18 protein-coding genes are annotated in these 17653 nt (G+C 61.1%); 11 read left to right on the top strand and 7 right to left on the bottom strand.

What is annotated here, in order from left to right; all coding sequences use genetic code 11:
- Window positions 1-10: 10 nt before the first annotated feature.
- The 3 genes from J4E53_RS06570 to J4E53_RS06560 form a co-directional block, all read right to left on the bottom strand.
- Entirely contained in the window at window positions 11-652 is a 642-nt protein-coding gene (locus tag J4E53_RS06570) for a thiol:disulfide interchange protein DsbA/DsbL (protein WP_060739879.1), read from the bottom strand.
- A 186-nt stretch (window positions 653-838) separates the two neighbouring features.
- The gene (locus J4E53_RS06565) at window positions 839-1450 is read right to left on the bottom strand and encodes a cytochrome c (protein ID WP_060739880.1); all 612 of its coding nucleotides are present in this window, start codon (window positions 1448-1450) and stop codon (window positions 839-841) included.
- 46 nt (window positions 1451-1496) lie between these two features.
- Window positions 1497-1787: a cytochrome c5 family protein gene (locus J4E53_RS06560; protein ID WP_003196231.1), complete on the bottom strand. Its 291-nt coding sequence runs from the start codon at window positions 1785-1787 to the stop codon at window positions 1497-1499.
- A 191-nt stretch (window positions 1788-1978) separates the two neighbouring features.
- Between J4E53_RS06560 and yihA the strand changes: the two genes are divergently transcribed.
- Window positions 1979-2620 carry a ribosome biogenesis GTP-binding protein YihA/YsxC gene (gene yihA, locus J4E53_RS06555; protein ID WP_003196227.1) on the top strand — a complete coding sequence of 214 codons (642 nt, stop codon included), beginning with the start codon at window positions 1979-1981 and terminating at the stop codon, window positions 2618-2620.
- Between the two features lie 436 nt (window positions 2621-3056).
- On the opposite strand, the gene polA is transcribed toward yihA, so the two are convergent.
- On the bottom strand, window positions 3057-5825 hold the full coding sequence (gene polA / locus J4E53_RS06550; protein WP_103309411.1) for a DNA polymerase I: 2769 nt from the start codon (window positions 5823-5825) through the stop codon (window positions 3057-3059).
- A gap of 74 nt (window positions 5826-5899) precedes the next feature.
- On the opposite strand from polA, the gene J4E53_RS06545 reads away from it, so the two are divergent.
- Both J4E53_RS06545 and J4E53_RS06540 read left to right on the top strand, forming a co-directional pair.
- The gene (locus tag J4E53_RS06545; RefSeq protein WP_060739882.1) at window positions 5900-6187 is read left to right on the top strand and encodes a DUF2782 domain-containing protein; all 288 of its coding nucleotides are present in this window, start codon (window positions 5900-5902) and stop codon (window positions 6185-6187) included.
- Window positions 6188-6246: 59 nt separating this feature from the next.
- Window positions 6247-7197, top strand: coding sequence for a homoserine kinase (locus tag J4E53_RS06540; protein WP_060739883.1), 951 nt, complete (start codon window positions 6247-6249; stop codon window positions 7195-7197).
- 163 nt (window positions 7198-7360) lie between these two features.
- Here the strand turns inward: J4E53_RS06540 and znuA are convergent, their stop codons facing one another.
- A complete protein-coding gene (znuA, locus tag J4E53_RS06535; protein WP_103309405.1) occupies window positions 7361-8290 on the bottom strand; it encodes a zinc ABC transporter substrate-binding protein ZnuA in 930 nt (309 codons plus the stop codon).
- Between the two features lie 66 nt (window positions 8291-8356).
- Between znuA and zur the strand changes: the two genes are divergently transcribed.
- Genes zur through J4E53_RS06515 form a run of 4 tightly spaced genes read left to right on the top strand, consistent with a single transcriptional unit; the run spans window position 8357 to window position 11153 of the window.
- On the top strand, window positions 8357-8839 hold the full coding sequence (zur, locus tag J4E53_RS06530) for a zinc uptake transcriptional repressor Zur (RefSeq protein WP_060739885.1): 483 nt from the start codon (window positions 8357-8359) through the stop codon (window positions 8837-8839).
- Window positions 8839-9621 (top strand): zinc ABC transporter ATP-binding protein ZnuC, encoded by a 783-nt coding sequence (gene znuC, locus J4E53_RS06525; protein ID WP_060739886.1) that lies wholly within the window; start codon window positions 8839-8841, stop codon window positions 9619-9621. The genes zur and znuC overlap by 1 nt, the downstream gene beginning before the upstream one ends.
- Window positions 9614-10402 carry a zinc ABC transporter permease subunit ZnuB gene (gene znuB / locus J4E53_RS06520; protein WP_003196213.1) on the top strand — a complete coding sequence of 263 codons (789 nt, stop codon included), beginning with the start codon at window positions 9614-9616 and terminating at the stop codon, window positions 10400-10402. The genes znuC and znuB overlap by 8 nt, the downstream gene beginning before the upstream one ends.
- Before the next feature lie 37 nt (window positions 10403-10439).
- Window positions 10440-11153 (top strand): PA5502 family lipoprotein, encoded by a 714-nt coding sequence (locus J4E53_RS06515; protein ID WP_103309407.1) that lies wholly within the window; start codon window positions 10440-10442, stop codon window positions 11151-11153.
- A gap of 169 nt (window positions 11154-11322) precedes the next feature.
- On the opposite strand, the gene katE is transcribed toward J4E53_RS06515, so the two are convergent.
- The gene (gene katE, locus J4E53_RS06510; RefSeq protein WP_103309409.1) at window positions 11323-13461 is read right to left on the bottom strand and encodes a catalase HPII; all 2139 of its coding nucleotides are present in this window, start codon (window positions 13459-13461) and stop codon (window positions 11323-11325) included.
- Window positions 13462-13723: 262 nt separating this feature from the next.
- Between katE and J4E53_RS06505 the strand changes: the two genes are divergently transcribed.
- The 4 genes from J4E53_RS06505 (at window position 13724) to J4E53_RS06490 (ending at window position 16880) form a co-directional block, all read left to right on the top strand.
- Entirely contained in the window at window positions 13724-14731 is a 1008-nt protein-coding gene (locus J4E53_RS06505; protein WP_060739889.1) for a methionine ABC transporter ATP-binding protein, read from the top strand.
- A complete protein-coding gene (locus J4E53_RS06500) occupies window positions 14731-15405 on the top strand; it encodes a methionine ABC transporter permease (RefSeq protein ID WP_003196204.1) in 675 nt (224 codons plus the stop codon). The genes J4E53_RS06505 and J4E53_RS06500 overlap by 1 nt, the downstream gene beginning before the upstream one ends.
- A 79-nt stretch (window positions 15406-15484) precedes the next feature.
- Window positions 15485-16258, top strand: coding sequence for a MetQ/NlpA family ABC transporter substrate-binding protein (locus J4E53_RS06495; RefSeq protein WP_060739890.1), 774 nt, complete (start codon window positions 15485-15487; stop codon window positions 16256-16258).
- Between the two features lie 250 nt (window positions 16259-16508).
- Window positions 16509-16880: a DUF3800 domain-containing protein gene (locus J4E53_RS06490; protein ID WP_081015347.1), complete on the top strand. Its 372-nt coding sequence runs from the start codon at window positions 16509-16511 to the stop codon at window positions 16878-16880.
- A 93-nt stretch (window positions 16881-16973) separates the two neighbouring features.
- Here the strand turns inward: J4E53_RS06490 and J4E53_RS06485 are convergent, their stop codons facing one another.
- Window positions 16974-17333, bottom strand: coding sequence for a DUF6124 family protein (locus tag J4E53_RS06485; RefSeq protein ID WP_060739891.1), 360 nt, complete (start codon window positions 17331-17333; stop codon window positions 16974-16976).
- Between the last annotated feature and the right edge of the window lie 320 nt (window positions 17334-17653).

Genomic DNA, 17653 nt, shown 5'->3' with positions numbered 1-17653 from the left:
TGGGCCGCGCTTAGTTGGCGACAGCCTTGGTGGCCGCTCGCTCTTTGGCGATCAGTTGGTCGGCCAGTTGCAGCGCTTGTTCGGCCCCGCCGGCAGAGCCGATGTCAAAGCGATATTTGCCGTTGACGATCATGGTCGGCACGCCCGTGATCTCGTATTTCTTCGCCAGGTCACGGGCCTTCTTGATCTGGCCCTGGATGGCAAAGGAGTCGAAGGTGGCCAGGAACTTGTCCTTGTCCACGCCTTGGGTCGCCAGGAAATCGGCCATGTCTTGTTTGTCGGTCAGCTTCTTGTGTTCTTTCTGGATCGCGTTGAAAACGGCTGCGTGAACCTGGTGCTCGACGCCCATGGCTTCGAGGGTCAGGAACATCTGGCCGTGAGCGTCCCATGGGCCACCGAACATGGCGGGGATGCGAACGAAGTTAACGTCGGACGGCAGTTTCTCGACCCATGGGTTGATGACCGGTTCGAACGCGTAGCAATGCGGGCAGCCGTACCAGAACAACTCCACGACTTCGATCTTGCCAGGCGCTGCCACCGCAACGGGGTTGGTCAATTCGACATAGGGTGCGGCGGGCTTTTCAGCCGCTTGGGCAGTCATGCCGAACAGGCTGGCGGCGACGAGCGCGGCGCTGATGATCAGATTACGCATGCTTTACTCCTGGACAATGAGGGGGCCTCGCAAGACCTGCTTCTAAGACAGACCGTGGCGGGTTCAAGTTCTCTAGTGTAACGGCAGCGGCCACAAAAAAGGGCGGCCAAAGCCACCCTTTTGATGCTCGCATCGACAGATTAATCGAGCGTTAACGTTGCAAGAGGTGTATCCCCCTCAACGGCCTTAGTGCAAGCCCTGAATGTAGGCGGAGACTGCCGCGATATCTTCGTCGCTCAGCTTTTTGGCGATGCTCTGCATGGGCTTGGTGTCGCCATCGTTGGTCCGGCCGCCTTCTTCTTTACGGAAGTCGGCCAGTTGCTTGCCGACGTACTGGGCATGCTGGCCGCCCAGGTGTGGGAAACCGGCAGCCGCGTTGCCTTTGCCATCCGGGGAGTGGCAACCGGTGCAGGCTGGCAAGCCTTTGTCGAGGTTGCCGCCGCGGAACAGCGCTTCACCGCGAGCCACGAGTTTTGGATCGGCGGCGCCGACGCTGCCCTTCTGGCTGGCGAAATAGGCCGCGATGTCCGCCAGGTCCTGATCGCTCAGGTTGGTCAGCAGGCCGGTCATTTCCAGCACCGTGCGCTTGCCGGACTTGATGTCGTGCAGTTGCTTGTTCAGGTAACGCTCGCCCTGGCCCGCCAGTTTCGGAAAGTTGGGCGCCATGCTATTGCCATCCGGGCCGTGGCAGGCCCCGCATACGGCCGCTTTCGCCTGACCGGCAGCGGCATCGCCAGCGGCGTGGGCTACGCCGGATATCCCCAAGGTCAACAGCAGACTCACGATCAGTTTGTTCATCAGCTAATCCAACTACGGCTAAGGGTTAAAGAGTTATGGACCGGGTTTACTCGCTCATCCACTGGATGATGGCTCGGTAATCCTCGGCACTGCAGTCCATGCACAAACCACGCGGCGGCATCGCCTTGAAACCCTGGGTCACGTGTTGCACCAGCGTCTCCATACCTTTCGCCAACCTCGGCGTCCAAGCTTCCTGATCACCCTTGCGGGGCGCCATGGGGAGTTGGCCGGAATGACAGGCACCACAAACACGGTTGTACACAGCTTCCGGATCCTGTGTAGCCTGAGCGCTGTAAAGCGGCATCAAGACACCGGCAGCTAGCAGCCATTTCGTCATAAAACGACCTTTTCAGGGTTGGGAACGAGCTGCGTTCTAATGCGCAATTTCGGTCGGTCGCTCCCGTGAGCTTCATCCTACGCTGGGACAAAGCGCACACAAAATCTGCGGCATTATATACTGGCGTCACTGAAACGGAAACGACACAGCTTGCCGCGTCCATTCCCGACGCCGCCCACATCGGAAATCCCATGCAACTGAAGAACCCCATCCTTGGCCTGTGCCAACAGTCCACCTTCATGCTCAGCGCCGCCAAAGTCGATCAATGCCCAGACGACGAAGGCTTCGAAGTGGCTTTTGCCGGGCGTTCCAACGCCGGCAAATCCAGCGCGCTGAACACCTTGACCCATGCGAGCCTGGCACGCACCTCGAAAACCCCGGGTCGCACGCAGCTCTTGAACTTCTTCAAGCTAGACGATGAACGGCGTTTGGTCGACCTGCCCGGCTACGGCTACGCGAAAGTACCGATCCCGCTCAAGCAACACTGGCAGCGCCACCTGGAAGCGTACCTGGGCAGCCGCGAGAGTTTGAAAGGCCTGATCCTGATGATGGACATTCGCCATCCGATGACCGACTTCGACTTGTTGATGCTCGATTGGGCGGTCGCCAGCGGCATGCCGATGCACATCCTGCTGACCAAGGCCGACAAGCTCACCTACGGCGCGGCGAAAAATACCTTGCTCAAAGTGCAGTCGGAAATTCGCAAGGGCTGGGGCGACGCGATCACCATCCAACTGTTCTCGGCGCCCAAGCGCATGGGCCTGGAAGAAGCCTACACGGTGCTGGCCGACTGGATGGAATTGGCGGACAAGGGCAGCGAAGAGGCCGAATAAGCCAAATCGCAGGCAAAAAAAACCCCGGACTTCTTATGGGGAGGGGGAAGTTCGGGGTCCAAGTTCCGGACCGCTAGGGCGGGGTCCAGATATCTGCCAACACTTAACACAACATAGGAGCATTGAAGGGCTTCACCAGCCATTCAAAATCTCTGAGTGGCGATTCACGGGTTTAGTTCAGATTATTTTTGGAAATAACCGTAGGAATTTTCCGAGCTAATGAGGCCGCACCTGGGTTTTCGGTGACTCAATGGAGCATGGGTGTCTGGGCCGACGCTATCGCGAGCAAGCTCGCTCCCACAGGGAATGGGTGTTGGGCTCGGTATTCGGCTCGACACAAAACCATTGTGGGAGCGAGCTTGCTCGCGATGACCATATTTCATTCCCCGCAGATTTATCAGCCGCCACAAGAGCCCTCGACCTCAGGGCTTGGGAATCAGTGCGCCTCGTCCCAGTTATTGCCCACACCCACTTCCACCAACAGCGGCACGTCCAGCGTGGCCGCGGTGCTCATGTGCTGGCGGATTTCTTCGCGCACCTGATCGACCAGGTCTTCACGCACTTCCAGCACCAGTTCGTCGTGGACCTGCAGGATGACCTTCGCATCCAGCCCTGAAGCAGTCAGCCAGCGGTCCACGGCGACCATGGCTTTCTTGATGATGTCAGCGGCCGTGCCTTGCATCGGCGCGTTGATGGCGGTGCGCTCGGCGCCTTTGCGCAGGGCCGGGTTTTTCGCGTTGATGTCCGGCAGGTACAACCGGCGACCGAAAATGGTTTCGACAAAACCTTGCTCGGCCGCCTGGGCGCGGGTGCGCTCCATGTACGCCAGCACACCCGGGTAGCGAGTGAAGTAGCGGTCGATATAGGCCTGGGACTGCTTGCGATCGACGCCGATCTGCTTGGCCAGGCCGAACGCGCTCATGCCGTAGATCAAACCGAAGTTGATCGCCTTGGCGCTGCGGCGCTGGTCATGGGTAACCGCGTCCAAATCGACGCCGAACACCTCGGCCGCCGTGGCCCGGTGCACGTCCAGGTCATTACGAAACGCATGAAGCAACCCTTCGTCCTTGGCCAGGTGCGCCATGATTCGCAGTTCAATTTGCGAATAGTCCGCCGCCAGCAGTTTGTAGCCTTTCGGCGCGACGAACGCCTGGCGGATGCGTCGGCCTTCGGCCGTGCGAATCGGGATGTTCTGCAGGTTCGGGTCGATGGATGACAGGCGCCCGGTCGCGGCGACGGCCTGCTGGTAATTGGTGTGGACGCGGCCGGTGCGGCTGTTGATCTGTTCCGGCAGGCGATCGGTGTAGGTGCTCTTGAGCTTGCTCAGGGAGCGGTACTGCATCAGCACCTTGGGCAGCGGGTAATCCTGCTCAGCCAGCTCGGCGAGCACCGCTTCGGCGGTGGACGCCTGGCCCTTGGCGGTTTTGCTGAGCACCGGCAAACCGAGCTTTTCGTACAGGATCACGCCCAATTGCTTCGGCGAACCCAGGTTGAATTCCTCGCCGGCGATGGCAAACGCCTCACGCTCCAGCGCCACCAGTTTTTCGCCCAGCTCGACACTCTGTACGCCCAGCAGGTTGGCATCGACCAACGCCCCCTGGCGCTCGATGCGCGCCAGGACCGGCATCAGCGGCATTTCGATGTCGTTGAGCACCCGCCCCAGGCTTGGCGTGGCGGCCAGCTTTTCCTGCAAGGCTTGATGCAGGCGGAAAGTCACGTCGGCGTCTTCGGCGGCGTAAGGGCCGGCCAGTTCCAGGGAGATCTGGTCGAAGGTCAGTTGCTTGACCCCTTTGCCAGCGATGTCCTGGAAATCGGTCTTGCTTTGGCCCAGGTACTTGAGCGCCAGGCTGTCCATGTCGTGGCGGGTCGCGGTGGAGTCCAGCACGTAGGATTCGAGCATGGTGTCGAAGGCGATGCCCTGGACCAGGATGCCGTTGTTCTGATCGCCACCGATGGCGCAGTTGGCCAGGATGTTGGTTTCGAACTTGGCGTGCTGGCCGATCTTGAGCTTGTTCGGGTTTTCCAACAGCGGTTTGAGCGCCTTGAGCACCGTGTCGCGGTCCAACTGCTCCGGCACGCCCATGTAGGAGTGGGTCAGCGGGATGTAGGCCGCCTCGAAAGGGGCCACGGCGAACGACAAGCCGACCAGTTGCGAATGCTGGGCATCACCGCCGTTGGTTTCGGTGACAAAAGCGAACAGCGGCGCTTTGTCCAGTTTCGCCAGCCACGCCTCGAAGCGCGCCTGATCGAGAATGACCTCGTACTTGGCCTCGGCGGCGCCAGGCTGTTCTTCGGCCACTTCGACGATCTCCTGGCCGGCACGCTTGGCGTCCCGCTGGTTTTCCTCGAACCAGCTCTTGAACTCCAGCAACGTGTACAGCTCGGCCAGCTTCTCGTGATCGGGTGCGCCCATTTGCAGGTCGTCCAGGCCGACATCCAATGGCACGTCGGTCTTGATGGTCGCCAGCTCGTAGGAAAGTAACGCCATTTCCTTGTGCTCTTCGAGCTTGGCGGCCAGGGTCTTGGCGCCACGGATCGGCAAGGTGGCGACGATATCCAGTTGCGCGTACAGCTCGGTCAAGCCGCCATTGACGCCCACCAGCAGGCCGGAAGCGGTCTTCGGTCCGATGCCCGGAACGCCGGGGATGTTGTCGGACGAATCGCCCATCAACGCCAGGTAATCGATGATCTGCTCTGGAGCGACGCCAAACTTCTCCTTCACGCCAGCCACGTCCAGGGCGCTACCGGTCATGGTATTGACCAAGGTAATGTGCCCATCGACCAACTGCGCCATGTCTTTGTCGCCGGTGGAGATCACCACCGGGCGGTCGGCCGCCGCGCTGCTGCGGGCCAGGGTGCCGATCACGTCATCGGCTTCGACGTTGTCCACGCACAGCAGCGGGAAGCCCAGGGCCTTGACGCTGGCATGCAGTGGCTCGATCTGCACGCGCATGTCGTCGGGCATGCTCGGGCGGTTGGCCTTGTACTCGGCGTACAGCGCATCGCGAAATGTCCCACCCTTGGCGTCGAACACCACGGCGAACGGACTGTCCGGATACTGCTTGCGCAGGCTCTTGAGCATGTTCAACACGCCTTTGACCGCACCGGTCGGCAGGCCTTTGGACGTGGTCAGCGGTGGCAGCGCGTGAAAGGCGCGGTACAGATAAGAAGAACCGTCCACCAGGACGAGGGGGGCTTGGCTCATGAGCAGCATCAACCTTTTCGGCGGGTCCGGGGCTAGAATAGCGGGACCGTTGACGACAAAGGGACAAGGTTATCATGCGTACACTAAATCGCCTGTTACTGGCTGGCTTGTTTGCAATCACCCCGTTGGCCGCCATGGCAGCGGATGACGCACCCTCGGCGGACCCGGATGTCACCATCCGCACCGAAGGCGATAAAACCATTCAGGAGTATCGGCAAAACGGATTTTTGTACGCGATCAAGGTCACGCCCAAGAACGGCAAGCCTTATTTCCTGGTACGCGCCGATGGCACTGATGCAAACTTCATCCGCTCGGACCAGCCGGATATGCTGATCCCTTCGTGGAAAATCTTTGAGTGGTAGCCCCACTCTGCACTTCAACCGGCGCCCGCTGAAGGGCGCCCGTACTGGCAGTTTTAACCATGTCTGTGTTCACGCCCCTGGCTCGGCCCGAGCTGGAAACCTTTCTCGCCCCTTACGGGCTTGGCCGTCTGCTTGATTTCCAGGGGATCGCCGCCGGCAGCGAAAACACCAATTTCTTCATCAGCCTGGAGCAGGGCGAATTCGTCCTGACCCTGGTCGAGCGCGGCCCGGTGCAGGAAATGCCGTTCTTCATCGAACTGCTGGACGTGCTGCATGACGCCGACCTGCCGGTACCTTACGCCTTGCGCACCACCGACGGCGTCGCGCTGCGGGAGCTGGCGGGCAAGCCGGCGCTGTTGCAACCGCGCCTGGCGGGCAAGCACATCAAGCAGGCCAACGCCCAGCACTGCGCCCAGGTCGGGGAGCTGCTGGCGCATCTGCACTTGGCGACCCGCGACAACATGATCAAGCGCAAGACCGATCGTGGCCTGGACTGGATGCAGGAGGAGGGCGCCAAGCTGCTCTCGCACCTCGATACCGCGCCGCGTCAGTTGCTGGAGGCTGCGCTGGATGAAATTTCGTTGAAGAAGGTAGGCATCCTGGCGCTGCCCCGGGCCAACATCCACGCGGACCTGTTCCGCGACAACGCGATGTTCGAGGGCACGCACCTGACCGGGCTGATCGACTTCTACAACGCCTGCTCCGGGCCGATGCTGTATGACGTCGCCATCGCCTTGAACGACTGGTGTTCGGATGACAACGGTGTGCTCGATGGCCCTCGGGCGCGAGCTTTACTGGGTGCCTATGCGGCGCTGCGGCCGTTCACCGCCGCCGAGGCCCAGCTATGGCCAACCATGCTGCGCGTGGCGTGCGTGCGGTTCTGGCTGTCGCGGTTGATCGCCGCCGAGTCGTTCGCCGGGCAGGATGTGTTGATTCACGATCCGATGGAGTTCCAGCAGCGCCTGGCGCAGCGGCAGACGGTTCACGCGTTGCTGCCGTTCGCCCTCTAAGTACCAATAGAAGGCTTTCGCCGAACGCTGCTTTTGTGGCGAGGGAGCTTGCTCCCGCTGGGGTGCGGAGCAGCCCCAAAATCTTGCGGTCGCTGCGCAACCGAGCGGGAGCAAGCTCCCTCGCCACAGGATCCATGTTCGGCAGGAGCGCGCGGGGCTGGGGTCATAGCGACTCCAGACACCCCGCCAGATCATTCCCCAGCTTCTCCAACAACTGCTCATACCCTTGCGCCGTCGCCGGGGTATAGCCGCCCAGTGCATCCAGCTCCGCCAGTTTCACCGGCAACCCGGCCACCAGGGTTTCGGCCAGGCGCGGGCGCAACGGCGGTTCGCTGAAGACGCAGGTCTTGCCCACCGCTTGCAAGCGCGTGCGCATCGCCGCCACATGCTGGGCGCCGGGCTGGACTTCGGCGGCCACGGCGAACACCCCGGCGTGCTTGAGGCCGTAGTTGTCTTCGAAATAGTCGAACGCTTCGTGGAACACGAAATACGGTTTGCCCGCGACCCCGGCCAGTCGCGTCTTGAGGCGCGCGTCCAAAGCGTCGAGACGCTGGTTGAAACCCGCGAGGTTGCTCTGGTAGCGGGCCGCATTCGCCGGATCTGCCGCGCTCAGGTCAGCCGCCATTTTCGCGGCGATCACCCGCGCATTGTGCGGCGATAGCCACAGGTGGGCATCCACGGTGCCGGGGCGGTGGTCGTGATCGTGCTCATCGCCGTCATGGTCATCGTCCTCGTGGGACGCGCTGTCCTGGGCGAAGTGACGCAACTTGAGCCCCGGCAGCGCCTGCACCGCGACCGACGGCAGCGTACGACCGTTCAACACGCGTGGTAGGAAACCTTCCATGTCCGGCCCAATCCAGTACAGCAGGTCCACCGACTGCACCTTGCGCACGTCCGATGGCCGCAACGCATAGTGATGCGGCGAAGCCCCTGGCGGCAGCAACACTTCCGGAACGGCCACGCCCTCCTGCACGGCGGCGGCAATCAACTGCAACGGCTTGATGCTAGTGAGGACCTTGACCTCGGCCTGGGCCGGGCCAATCAGTAGAAAACTTGCGACAAAAGCGACAAAGAGCGAAAAAAATCGGGACACGATGACCACTCGAAGAGGCGAGAACGGGTAACATAATAACGTCTCTCACTAAACTCGTCGCTGCCCATGCCTATTACACCCCTTGCCAGTCGTCCCCACGATCACTCCCACTGCGTGCACACCGCGCTGTCCGAGGCCGACGCCATCTGCGCGCGCCAAGGGTTGCGCCTGACCGCCCTGCGTCGGCGCGTGCTGGAATTGGTCTGGCAAAGCCACAAGCCGCTGGGCGCCTACGACATCCTGGCCGTGCTCAGCGAACAGGACGGCCGCCGGGCCGCGCCGCCAACGGTCTATCGGGCGCTGGATTTCCTCTTGGAAAACGGCCTGGTGCATCGCATTTCGTCGCTGAACGCCTTCGTCGGCTGCAACCATCCGGAGCACGCCCACCAAGGCCAGTTCCTGATCTGCCGCGAATGCCACGCCGCCATCGAGCTGGAACAGAAGTCCATCAGCGATGCCATTATCGCCAGCGCCCAGGAGGTCGGCTTCGTGGTCGACACCCAGACCGTCGAAGTGGTCGGTCTCTGCTCCGGCTGCCAGGGGGCCTGATGAGCAATGCGTTGATCCGTCTCGAGCAGGTGGCCGTGACGTTCGCCGGGCAGAACGTGCTGGACAACATTCACCTGAGCGTCGAGCCGGGGCAGATCGTGACCCTGATCGGCCCCAATGGCGCCGGCAAGACCACCCTGGTGCGCGCCGTGTTGGGTTTGCTCAAGCCCGACAGCGGCAGCGTCTGGCGCAAGCCCAGGTTGCGCGTCGGCTACATGCCGCAAAAACTTCACGTCGATCCGACGCTGCCGCTGTCCGTGCTGCGCTTCCTGCGCCTGGTGCCTGGCGTGGACCGCGCACGGGCCTTGGCCGCGCTCAACGAAGTCGGTGCCGAACAGGTGATCGACAGCCCGGTGCAAAGTGTCTCCGGCGGCGAGATGCAACGCGTGCTGTTGGCCCGCGCCCTGCTGCGCGAGCCTGAACTGTTGGTGCTCGACGAACCGGTACAAGGCGTCGATGTGGCGGGGCAGGCCGAGCTGTACAGCCTGATCACCCGCCTGCGCGACCGTCACGGCTGCGGCGTGCTGATGGTGTCCCACGACCTGCACCTGGTGATGAGCACCACCGACCAGGTGGTCTGCCTCAACCGCCACGTCTGCTGTTCCGGGCACCCTGAGCAGGTCAGTGGCGATCCGGCCTTTGTCGAGCTGTTCGGAAAAAACGCACAAAGCCTGGCGATTTATCACCACCACCATGACCACGCCCACGACCTGCATGGCTCGGTGGTCAGCGCCCCTTCCGCTTCCAATCATGTTCATGGAGATGGCTGCAAGCATGGCTGATTTTCTGTTGTACGCCCTGCTCGCAGGCCTGGCACTCGCCCTGGTCGCCGGCCCCCTGGGTTCGTTCGTGGTCTGGCGGCGCATGGCCTATTTCGGCGACACCTTGTCCCACGCCGCCTTGCTCGGCGTAGCCCTGGGGTTTCTGCTGGATGTCAGCCCGGCGGTAGCCGTGACCGTTGGTTGCCTGTTGCTGGCGGTGGTCCTGGTGACCCTGCAACACCGCCAGCCGCTGGCGTCCGACACGTTGCTGGGCATCCTCGCGCCGAGCACCTTGTCCCTCGGGCTGGTGGTGCTGAGCTTCATGCATGACGTGCGCATCGACCTGATGGCCTATCTGTTCGGCGACCTGCTGGCGATCAGTCCGACGGACCTGTCGTGGATCCTGGGCGGTAGCGCGGCGGTGCTGCTGTTGCTGGTGGCGCTCTGGCGACCATTGCTGGCCGTCACCGTGCACGAAGAGCTGGCCCGGGTCGAAGGCTTGCCTGTACTGGGTTTGCGACTGGCGCTGATGCTGCTGATTGCGGTGGTCATCGCCGTGGCGATGAAAATCGTCGGTGTGTTGCTGATTACGTCATTGCTGATCATCCCGGCGGCTGCGGCACAGCGTCACGCCCGCTCGCCCGAGCAGATGGCGCTCGGCGCGAGCCTGCTGGGCATGCTCGCGGTGTGTGGCGGCCTGGCGCTTTCCTGGTTCAAGGACACCCCGGCCGGCCCGTCGATCGTGGTCAGCGCCGCTGCGTTGTTTCTGCTGAGTTTTGTCCTGCCTCGTCGAGGGGTGTAGACTTGCTCGCTTTTTGCGCAAATAGAGAGTCGCAGGAATGAAGCCGTTCGCCTCCCGTTATCTGCTCCTTGTCGCATTTTCCCTGCTGCTGGGCGCTTGCCAGAGTATACCGCCGGTCACCCAGGCTCCCGATACGCGGGGCCCGGCCATCGCGCAGCTCGAGCAAAGCCTGGCCAGCAATGAGCTGGCCACCGCTGAAGACCAGCTGGCTGCCTTGCAAGCCCAGTCGCCCGAAGACCGGTCGCTGGAACCCTACCAGCGGCAATTGGCCGAGGCGTACTTGCGCCGCAGCCAGATCGACTTGCAAAAAGGCGACGTAAACGCCGCCGCCACCGCCCTGAGCCGTGCCCGGGCGTTGATGCCCAAGGCCCCGGCCCTCACCGGCGAGGTCAACAGCGCCATCGCCGAAGCCCGCAAGGCCGACCTGGAAAAAGCCGAGGCCGACCTCAAGGCCGCCGAAGCCAAACCGGTCGCCAAAGTGATCGACCCGAGCGCCCCCAGCACCACGGTTGCGCTCAACCTCGCCGATATACAGCAAATGCGTCGGCAACTGGATGCCATTGCCGCGGATGTGGTGAATTACCAGTGCGACGTAAGCATTCAGGCGCCGCGCACCGATGATTATCCGTGGTTGGCGACGTTGCTGACCAAGCGGGTCAAGAAACTTGATCCCGGGTTTGATCTGAAACTGCAGAAGCAGATTGTGCGCAGTGTGCCGGCGCAGATCGTGCTGACTCCGCGCAAACCCTAAAAGCATCGCGGGCAAGCCTTGCTCCCACAGGGCAATTCCCACAGCTCAATGTGTTCCCTGTGAGAGCTGCCCCCATAGGTCAATATCTTCCCTGTGAGAACTGATCTGTGGGAGCAAGGCTTGCCCGCGATAGCGTCCGATCAAGCAACCAAGCTCTTTCAGACACTCATCAAGCCGGAATCGCCTTCGCCTTAGGCTCCCGCGCCCACACCCGATGCTGGGCAATCGCGTCGAAGAACGCCTGGAACTTGCCAGCATCCACGTCAGGAATCAGCCCCGCATCCGCCTCCAGTTTCAACAACACCAGCAACTGCCGCGCTTCGCCATTCAGAGCGATGGCCTTGAGGTGCTTATAGGCTTCCAGCAAGTAATGCAGGGCCACGCCGTCGGTACTCAAGGCCTTGATCGACTCCGCGCCACCCGGCACGAACACCGCATCAAAGGCAATAGACGGCAACCCTTCCATGGACGCATCCACCGGTAGTGTTTTCCCATCAGCGGTGGTCACTGGCGCAGAAGTCGGCCCCAGCACCTTGGCGTGGGCGCCCTTCGCTTTCAAAGCCTTCTTGAGCGCCTCGATGATCGCCCCATCGACGCCGTTAGCCACCAGCACGGCCACTTTTCGCGTCTTGATGTCCCCAGACAGCAGGTTCGCCTGACTCAAGGCCGGGGATTGCTTCAGCGAGGGTTTCGGCACATCGACGGTGCCGGCGGTGGGGGCGGGCAGGCCCAGGTTTTTCGCCACCCGCGCGGCCAGTTCCAAATCGATGTTGGCCAGGATCTCGTTGACCTGCCGCGCCCGGATGAACTCCCGCTCTACCTTGCCCAGCTCGAAGCTGTAGGCCGCGATGATGTGCTCTTGCTCGTGGGCGCTCATACTCTTGTAGAACAACCGCGCCTGGGAGAAATGGTCGGAGAACGACTCACTGCGCTGGCGGATCTTGTAGGCATCGATGCGCTCTGGATAACTTTCGAAGCCGCCATCTTCCGGGCCAGGTGGGGTTTCCTTCGGCCAGCCACCATCGATGGAGTTCGGCTCGTAGGAGGTGCGGCCCTTGTCGATGGTGGTGCGGTGCATCGCATCGCGCTGACCGTTGTGCACAGGCGTGATGGCACGGTTGATCGGCAGCTCATGAAAATTCGGCCCACCGAGTCGGCTGATCTGCGTATCGGTGTAGGAAAACAGCCGGCCTTGCAGCAATGGGTCGTTGGAAAAGTCGATGCCCGGCACGATATGCCCGGGGCAGAACGCAACCTGTTCGACCTCGGCGAAGAAGTTGTCCGGGTTACGGTTGAGCACCATCTTGCCCAGGGGCGTGATGGGCACCAGCTCTTCAGGGATGATCTTGGTCGGGTCGAGCAGGTCGAAGTCGAACTTATGCTCGTCTTCCTCGGCAACGATCTGCACGCCGAACTCCCATTCCGGGTAGTCGCCCATCTCGATCGACTCCCAGAGATCGCGACGGTGGTAGTCCGTATCCTTGCCGGCCAGCTTCTGGGCTTCGTCCCAAACCAACGAGCAGGTACCGACTGTTGGCCGCCAATGGAATTTGACGAAGCTGCTTTTGCCTTCGGCGTTGATCATGCGGAAGGTGTGCACACCGAAGCCCTGCATGCTCCGCAGGCTTTTAGGAATGGCCCGGTCGGACATCGCCCAGATCACCATGTGCGCCGATTCCGGCACCAGCGAGACGAAATCCCAGAACGTGTCGTGGGCTGAACCGCCCGTAGGGATTTCATTGTGGGGTTCGGGCTTCACCGCGTGGACGAAGTCGGGAAACTTGATCGCATCCTGGATGAAAAATACCGGCATGTTGTTGCCCACCAGGTCGAAGTTGCCCTCATCGGTGAAGAACTTGACCGCAAAGCCACGAACGTCCCGCACGGTGTCGCCGGAACCCCGTGGACCTTGCACGGTGGAAAAACGCACGAACACCGGGGTTTTCTTGCTCGGGTCCTGTAGGAAACCAGCCTTGGTCAGCGCCGAATGCGCTTCATAGCTCTGGAAGTAGCCATGGGCGCCGGTCCCACGGGCGTGAACGATGCGTTCCGGGATGCGTTCATGGTCAAAATGCGTGATTTTTTCACGCATGATGAAGTCTTCCAGCAGCGACGGGCCCCGGGCGCCGACCCGGAGGGTGTTCTGGTTATCGGCGATCTTCACACCCTGATTGGTGCGCAACGCCTGTTCGGTGGCGTCGGAGCGAAACTGTTCCAGGCTCTCGAGCTTGGCGTTGGTGTTGCCGCGATCCAGGGTGTCGGTCCCGGCCAGTTGGCTCTTGTTGGCCGTGGGTTTTTTGGTACTCATCAGGCATAACTCCTCTTTGCGATCCCGGAGGCCAGGACTTTTGAGTTCGATACCGCAGGTTCCGTACCCGGGCATTTTCGAGTGGCTTAATGAGTGACCCATGCCGTTTGGCCGTGTTCCTTTTTTATGGCCTTTGATCGCGTTATTGCCAAATGACTGGTCTGATCGCAAATAAATGCTAAGAACCTCTATACGGACAGGCTAAAATGCGCGCCCGGCTAACCGCTGATCCTTTTCCAACGCGCCCCACAAGGTTCGCTACGTGATCGAGTTTCAAGACGTCCATAAAACCTACCGGGTCGCCGGTAGGGATATCCCCGCCCTGCATCCGACCAGTCTGACGATTGAGAACGGCCAGGTCTTCGGCCTGATTGGCCATTCCGGTGCGGGAAAAAGTACCCTGCTGCGCCTGATCAATCGCCTGGAAGACTCCACTGGCGGCAAGATCATCGTCGACGGCGAAGAAGTCACCGCCCTGGACGCCAGCGGTCTGCGCCGCTTCCGCCAGCAAGTCGGGATGATCTTCCAGCACTTCAACCTGCTGGCGTCCAAGACCGTGGCCGACAACGTGGCGCTGCCACTGACGCTGGCGGGTGAATTGTCCCGCAGCGAAATCGACCAGCGCGTCGCCGAGTTGCTCGCCCGCGTCGGCTTGTCCGACCACGCCAAGAAGTACCCGGCGCAATTGTCCGGCGGCCAGAAGCAGCGCGTCGGCATCGCCCGCGCCCTGGCGACCAAACCCAAGATCCTGCTGTGCGACGAGGCCACCAGCGCCCTCGACCCGCAGACCACCGCCTCGGTCCTGCAACTGCTGGCGGAAATCAACCGCGAGCTGAAACTGACCATCGTACTGATCACCCATGAAATGGACGTGATCCGCCGTGTTTGCGATCAAGTGGCGGTGATGGACGCCGGTGTGATCGTCGAGCAAGGCCCGGTGGCCGAGGTGTTCCTGCACCCCAAGCACCCGACCACCAAGCGTTTCGTCCAGGAGGACGAGCAGATCGACGAAAGCGAACAGCGCGACGATTTTGCCCACGTGCCCGGACGCATCGTGCGTCTGACGTTCCAGGGCGACGCGACCTACGCGCCATTGCTCGGCACCGTCGCCCGGGAAACCGGTGTGGACTACAGCATCCTGGCCGGTCGTATCGACCGCATCAAAGACACCCCCTACGGGCAACTGACCCTCGCCATCACCGGCGGTGACATGGAGGCGGCGTTCGCCCGCTTCACCGCGGCCGATGTCCACATGGAGGTGCTGCGCTAATGGAACTGTTGAGTTCGTTCTTCTCCAACATCGACTGGCTGGAAATCTGGCTGGCCACCGGCGACACCTTCCTGATGCTGTTCGGTTCGCTGCTGTTCACCGTGCTGCTCGGCCTGCCCCTGGGCGTGTTGCTGTTCCTCTGCAGCCCGCGCCAGTTGCTTGAGGCCCGCGGTGTGTATGCGCTGCTGTCGCTGATCGTGAACATCCTGCGTTCGCTGCCGTTCATCATTCTGTTGATCGTGATGATCCCGTTCACGGTATTGATCACCGGCACCTCCCTGGGCGTGGCCGGCGCGATCCCACCGCTGGTGGTCGGCGCGACACCGTTCTTCGCCCGCCTGGTGGAAACGGCCCTGCGCGAAGTCGACCGCGGCATTATCGAAGCGACCCAGGCCATGGGCGCCACCACGCGGCAGATCATCGTCAACGCCTTGCTGCCAGAAGCCCGCCCAGGCATTTTTGCCGCGATTACGGTGACAGCGATTACGCTGGTGTCCTACACGGCCATGGCCGGTGTGGTCGGCGCCGGTGGTTTGGGCGACCTGGCGATCCGCTTCGGCTACCAGCGTTTCCAGACCGACGTCATGGTGGTCACGGTGGTGTTGCTGCTGGTGCTGGTCCAGGTGCTGCAAACCGTGGGCGACAAACTGGTTGTGCATTTCTCTAGAAAATAAGGCCTCGCGGCCAATAAACCATGAGCCGGCCATTCGCTGGCAGGCGCCGAGAGCAGGCGCCTCAAAAGGAGTTAGCTGAATGAAAAAACTACTGGTTGCCTTCGCTGCCGCCGCAGCGTTTTCCGCCCACGCCGCCGACACCCTGACCGTCGCCGCAACGCCGGTGCCGCACGCGGAAATCCTCGAATTCGTCAAACCGGCCCTGGCCAAAGAAGGCGTCGACCTGAAGGTCAAGGTCTTCACCGACTACATCCAGCCGAACGTACAGGTCGCGGAAAAGCGCCTGGACGCCAACTTCTTCCAGCACCAGCCGTACCTGGATGAGTTCAACAAGGCCAAGGGCACAAACCTGGTGAGCGTGGCCGGTGTGCACCTGGAACCCCTGGGCGCGTACTCCAGCAAGTACAAGAAGCTCGACGAACTGCCAGGCGGCGCCAACGTGGTGATCCCGAACGACGCTACCAACGGCGGCCGTGCGTTGTTGCTGCTGGCGAAGGCTGGGGTGATCAAGTTGAAGGATTCGAGCAACATCCTGTCGACCACCAAGGACATCGTTGAGAACCCGAAGGACCTGAAATTCCGTGAGCTGGAAGCGGCGACCATTCCGCGGGTACTGACCCAGGTGGATCTGGCGTTGATCAATACCAACTATGCGTTGGAGGCGAAGCTTGATCCTTCCAAGGATGCTTTGGTTATCGAAGGTAGCGACTCACCGTATGTGAACATCCTGGTGGCTCGTGAGGATGACAAGGACAGTGAGGCGATGAAGAAGCTGGTTGCTGCGCTGCATACGCCGGAAGTGAAGGCTTTTATTCTTGAGAAGTACAAAGGCGCGGTTTTGCCGGCGTTTTGATCTGATCGGGTGGTGAAAAAACGGGGCTGCGTGGGAATGCAGGCCCGTTTTTTTTTTGCTCGGAAATATGCGGCGTTAAGGAAAGGCCCTCAAGATCATGGGCATCCATCAACGTGATTGACATAGCGATTGTCCCGCAACAATACTTATCCCAACGCATGAGGGGTGACTCTCGTGCCTACCTTCCGAGGCCCGCTTGAGAGAAATCTCTGCGGGCTTTCGTGTTTCTATGGCAAGGAATCCGGTCACTATGACGCATTACGTCGTGTACCTGGACAAATTCGGGCACGTCGGCCAGTACGTCTCACGTCACCATCCAAGGTACAAAACCCATCCCGCTTTCGGATTTGCTGGCCTGATTCTTCCGGCTACCGAAAGCCACTTGTTCCAAACCATCCAGTGCGCCGACTGGATCTGCGGCCTTATCGGGCGCCTGACAGCCTTGTTGGTTGCACCTGATGAATATCCGGAATTGGAACCGTTCGACAAGTATTTTTCAGATCGTATCGCCAAAGTCACAATGCCCAGCAGCGGCCTAGAACATCAGAAGACCGCTGAGGTACCCGCCGAGCGGGCCGGAGAGGCCATACCCGACGCAACTGGTGCCCTCGCAGGCAACTAATGTCCCTCATGATTGTTGTTCCCTTGAAACAAGCACAAATAAAGCAAACCCGACACGGGTGCCGGATTTGCTTTTTAAGAGGATGCTTACCCGCTATCGCGGATCAACGTTATCCAACACCCGATTCGCTAGCAATGAACTCAATTCGATCAATTGCTGGATACCGAGAGCAATATGACGGCGGGGGCCTTCCAGGTCGAAGGCGAGGTTGCTGACCATCGCGTCGGCTGCCGCCAGGGTTTCGGTGAGGTTTGCGAGAAGGGATTCGTTGTCGGCGTTTTTTGCGACGGTGAAGAGCTGACCCGGTTGGGACGTATCTTCTGATTTTTCCGGTTTTGGTAGCAGGTAGTAATCCAAGGCGCGATTGGTGACTTCGTCGTGCTTTTTGGCCTTGGATTTGGTGTGCGGGGAAGTACGGTCCGCCTCTGGCGGATTCGGTGTAGGTTTGAACATGTACTAAGTCCTATAGGTGAAGCCGCAACCCTCTAGCTACTAAACAAGGGGAGGCAGCTGTACGCAGGTTAGTAGACCGGGGACTTAGCAAGCCGGCGCGCCCGAAGGCGCCCTGCGCACAACCGCCATCAAATACAGGCATGGAGACGCCTGTCTGACGGAGCTAATGCACCTACTAAATACCTCGGGCTACTAAACCCGACCACTGATGGGCAGTGGCAGGGAAACGATAGAACCCGGGGACAAGGCGCACAAGCGGGCGGATTCTGGCGTAGTTGTAGGCAACGGCGCAAGGTTGGGTGGCCTGGTGGAAGGGTTGG

This window comes from Pseudomonas sp. FW305-28, assembly GCF_017351395.1.
Taxonomy (GTDB): domain Bacteria; phylum Pseudomonadota; class Gammaproteobacteria; order Pseudomonadales; family Pseudomonadaceae; genus Aquipseudomonas; species Aquipseudomonas fluorescens_AA.
The sequence above is the reverse complement of the archived record's forward strand: the minus strand, read 5'-3'. Positions and strand labels throughout refer to the sequence as shown.

Bases quoted from the DNA above. Each gene is read 5' to 3' on its own strand.
- J4E53_RS06570 (WP_060739879.1), bottom strand. From the start codon at position 652: ATGCGTAATCTGATCATCAGCGCCGCGCTCGTCGCCGCCAGCCTGTTC.
- J4E53_RS06565 (WP_060739880.1), bottom strand. From the start codon at position 1,450: ATGAACAAACTGATCGTGAGTCTGCTGTTGACCTTGGGGATATCCGGC.
- J4E53_RS06560 (WP_003196231.1), bottom strand. From the start codon at position 1,787: ATGACGAAATGGCTGCTAGCTGCCGGTGTCTTGATGCCGCTTTACAGC.
- yihA (WP_003196227.1), top strand. From the start codon at position 1,979: ATGCAACTGAAGAACCCCATCCTTGGCCTGTGCCAACAGTCCACCTTC.
- polA (WP_103309411.1), bottom strand. From the start codon at position 5,825: ATGAGCCAAGCCCCCCTCGTCCTGGTGGACGGTTCTTCTTATCTGTAC.
- J4E53_RS06545 (WP_060739882.1), top strand. From the start codon at position 5,900: ATGCGTACACTAAATCGCCTGTTACTGGCTGGCTTGTTTGCAATCACC.
- J4E53_RS06540 (WP_060739883.1), top strand. From the start codon at position 6,247: ATGTCTGTGTTCACGCCCCTGGCTCGGCCCGAGCTGGAAACCTTTCTC.
- zur (WP_060739885.1), top strand. From the start codon at position 8,357: ATGCCTATTACACCCCTTGCCAGTCGTCCCCACGATCACTCCCACTGC.
- znuC (WP_060739886.1), top strand. From the start codon at position 8,839: ATGAGCAATGCGTTGATCCGTCTCGAGCAGGTGGCCGTGACGTTCGCC.
- znuB (WP_003196213.1), top strand. From the start codon at position 9,614: ATGGCTGATTTTCTGTTGTACGCCCTGCTCGCAGGCCTGGCACTCGCC.
- J4E53_RS06515 (WP_103309407.1), top strand. From the start codon at position 10,440: ATGAAGCCGTTCGCCTCCCGTTATCTGCTCCTTGTCGCATTTTCCCTG.
- katE (WP_103309409.1), bottom strand. From the start codon at position 13,461: ATGAGTACCAAAAAACCCACGGCCAACAAGAGCCAACTGGCCGGGACC.
- J4E53_RS06500 (WP_003196204.1), top strand. From the start codon at position 14,731: ATGGAACTGTTGAGTTCGTTCTTCTCCAACATCGACTGGCTGGAAATC.
- J4E53_RS06495 (WP_060739890.1), top strand. From the start codon at position 15,485: ATGAAAAAACTACTGGTTGCCTTCGCTGCCGCCGCAGCGTTTTCCGCC.
- J4E53_RS06490 (WP_081015347.1), top strand. From the start codon at position 16,509: ATGACGCATTACGTCGTGTACCTGGACAAATTCGGGCACGTCGGCCAG.
- J4E53_RS06485 (WP_060739891.1), bottom strand. From the start codon at position 17,333: ATGTTCAAACCTACACCGAATCCGCCAGAGGCGGACCGTACTTCCCCG.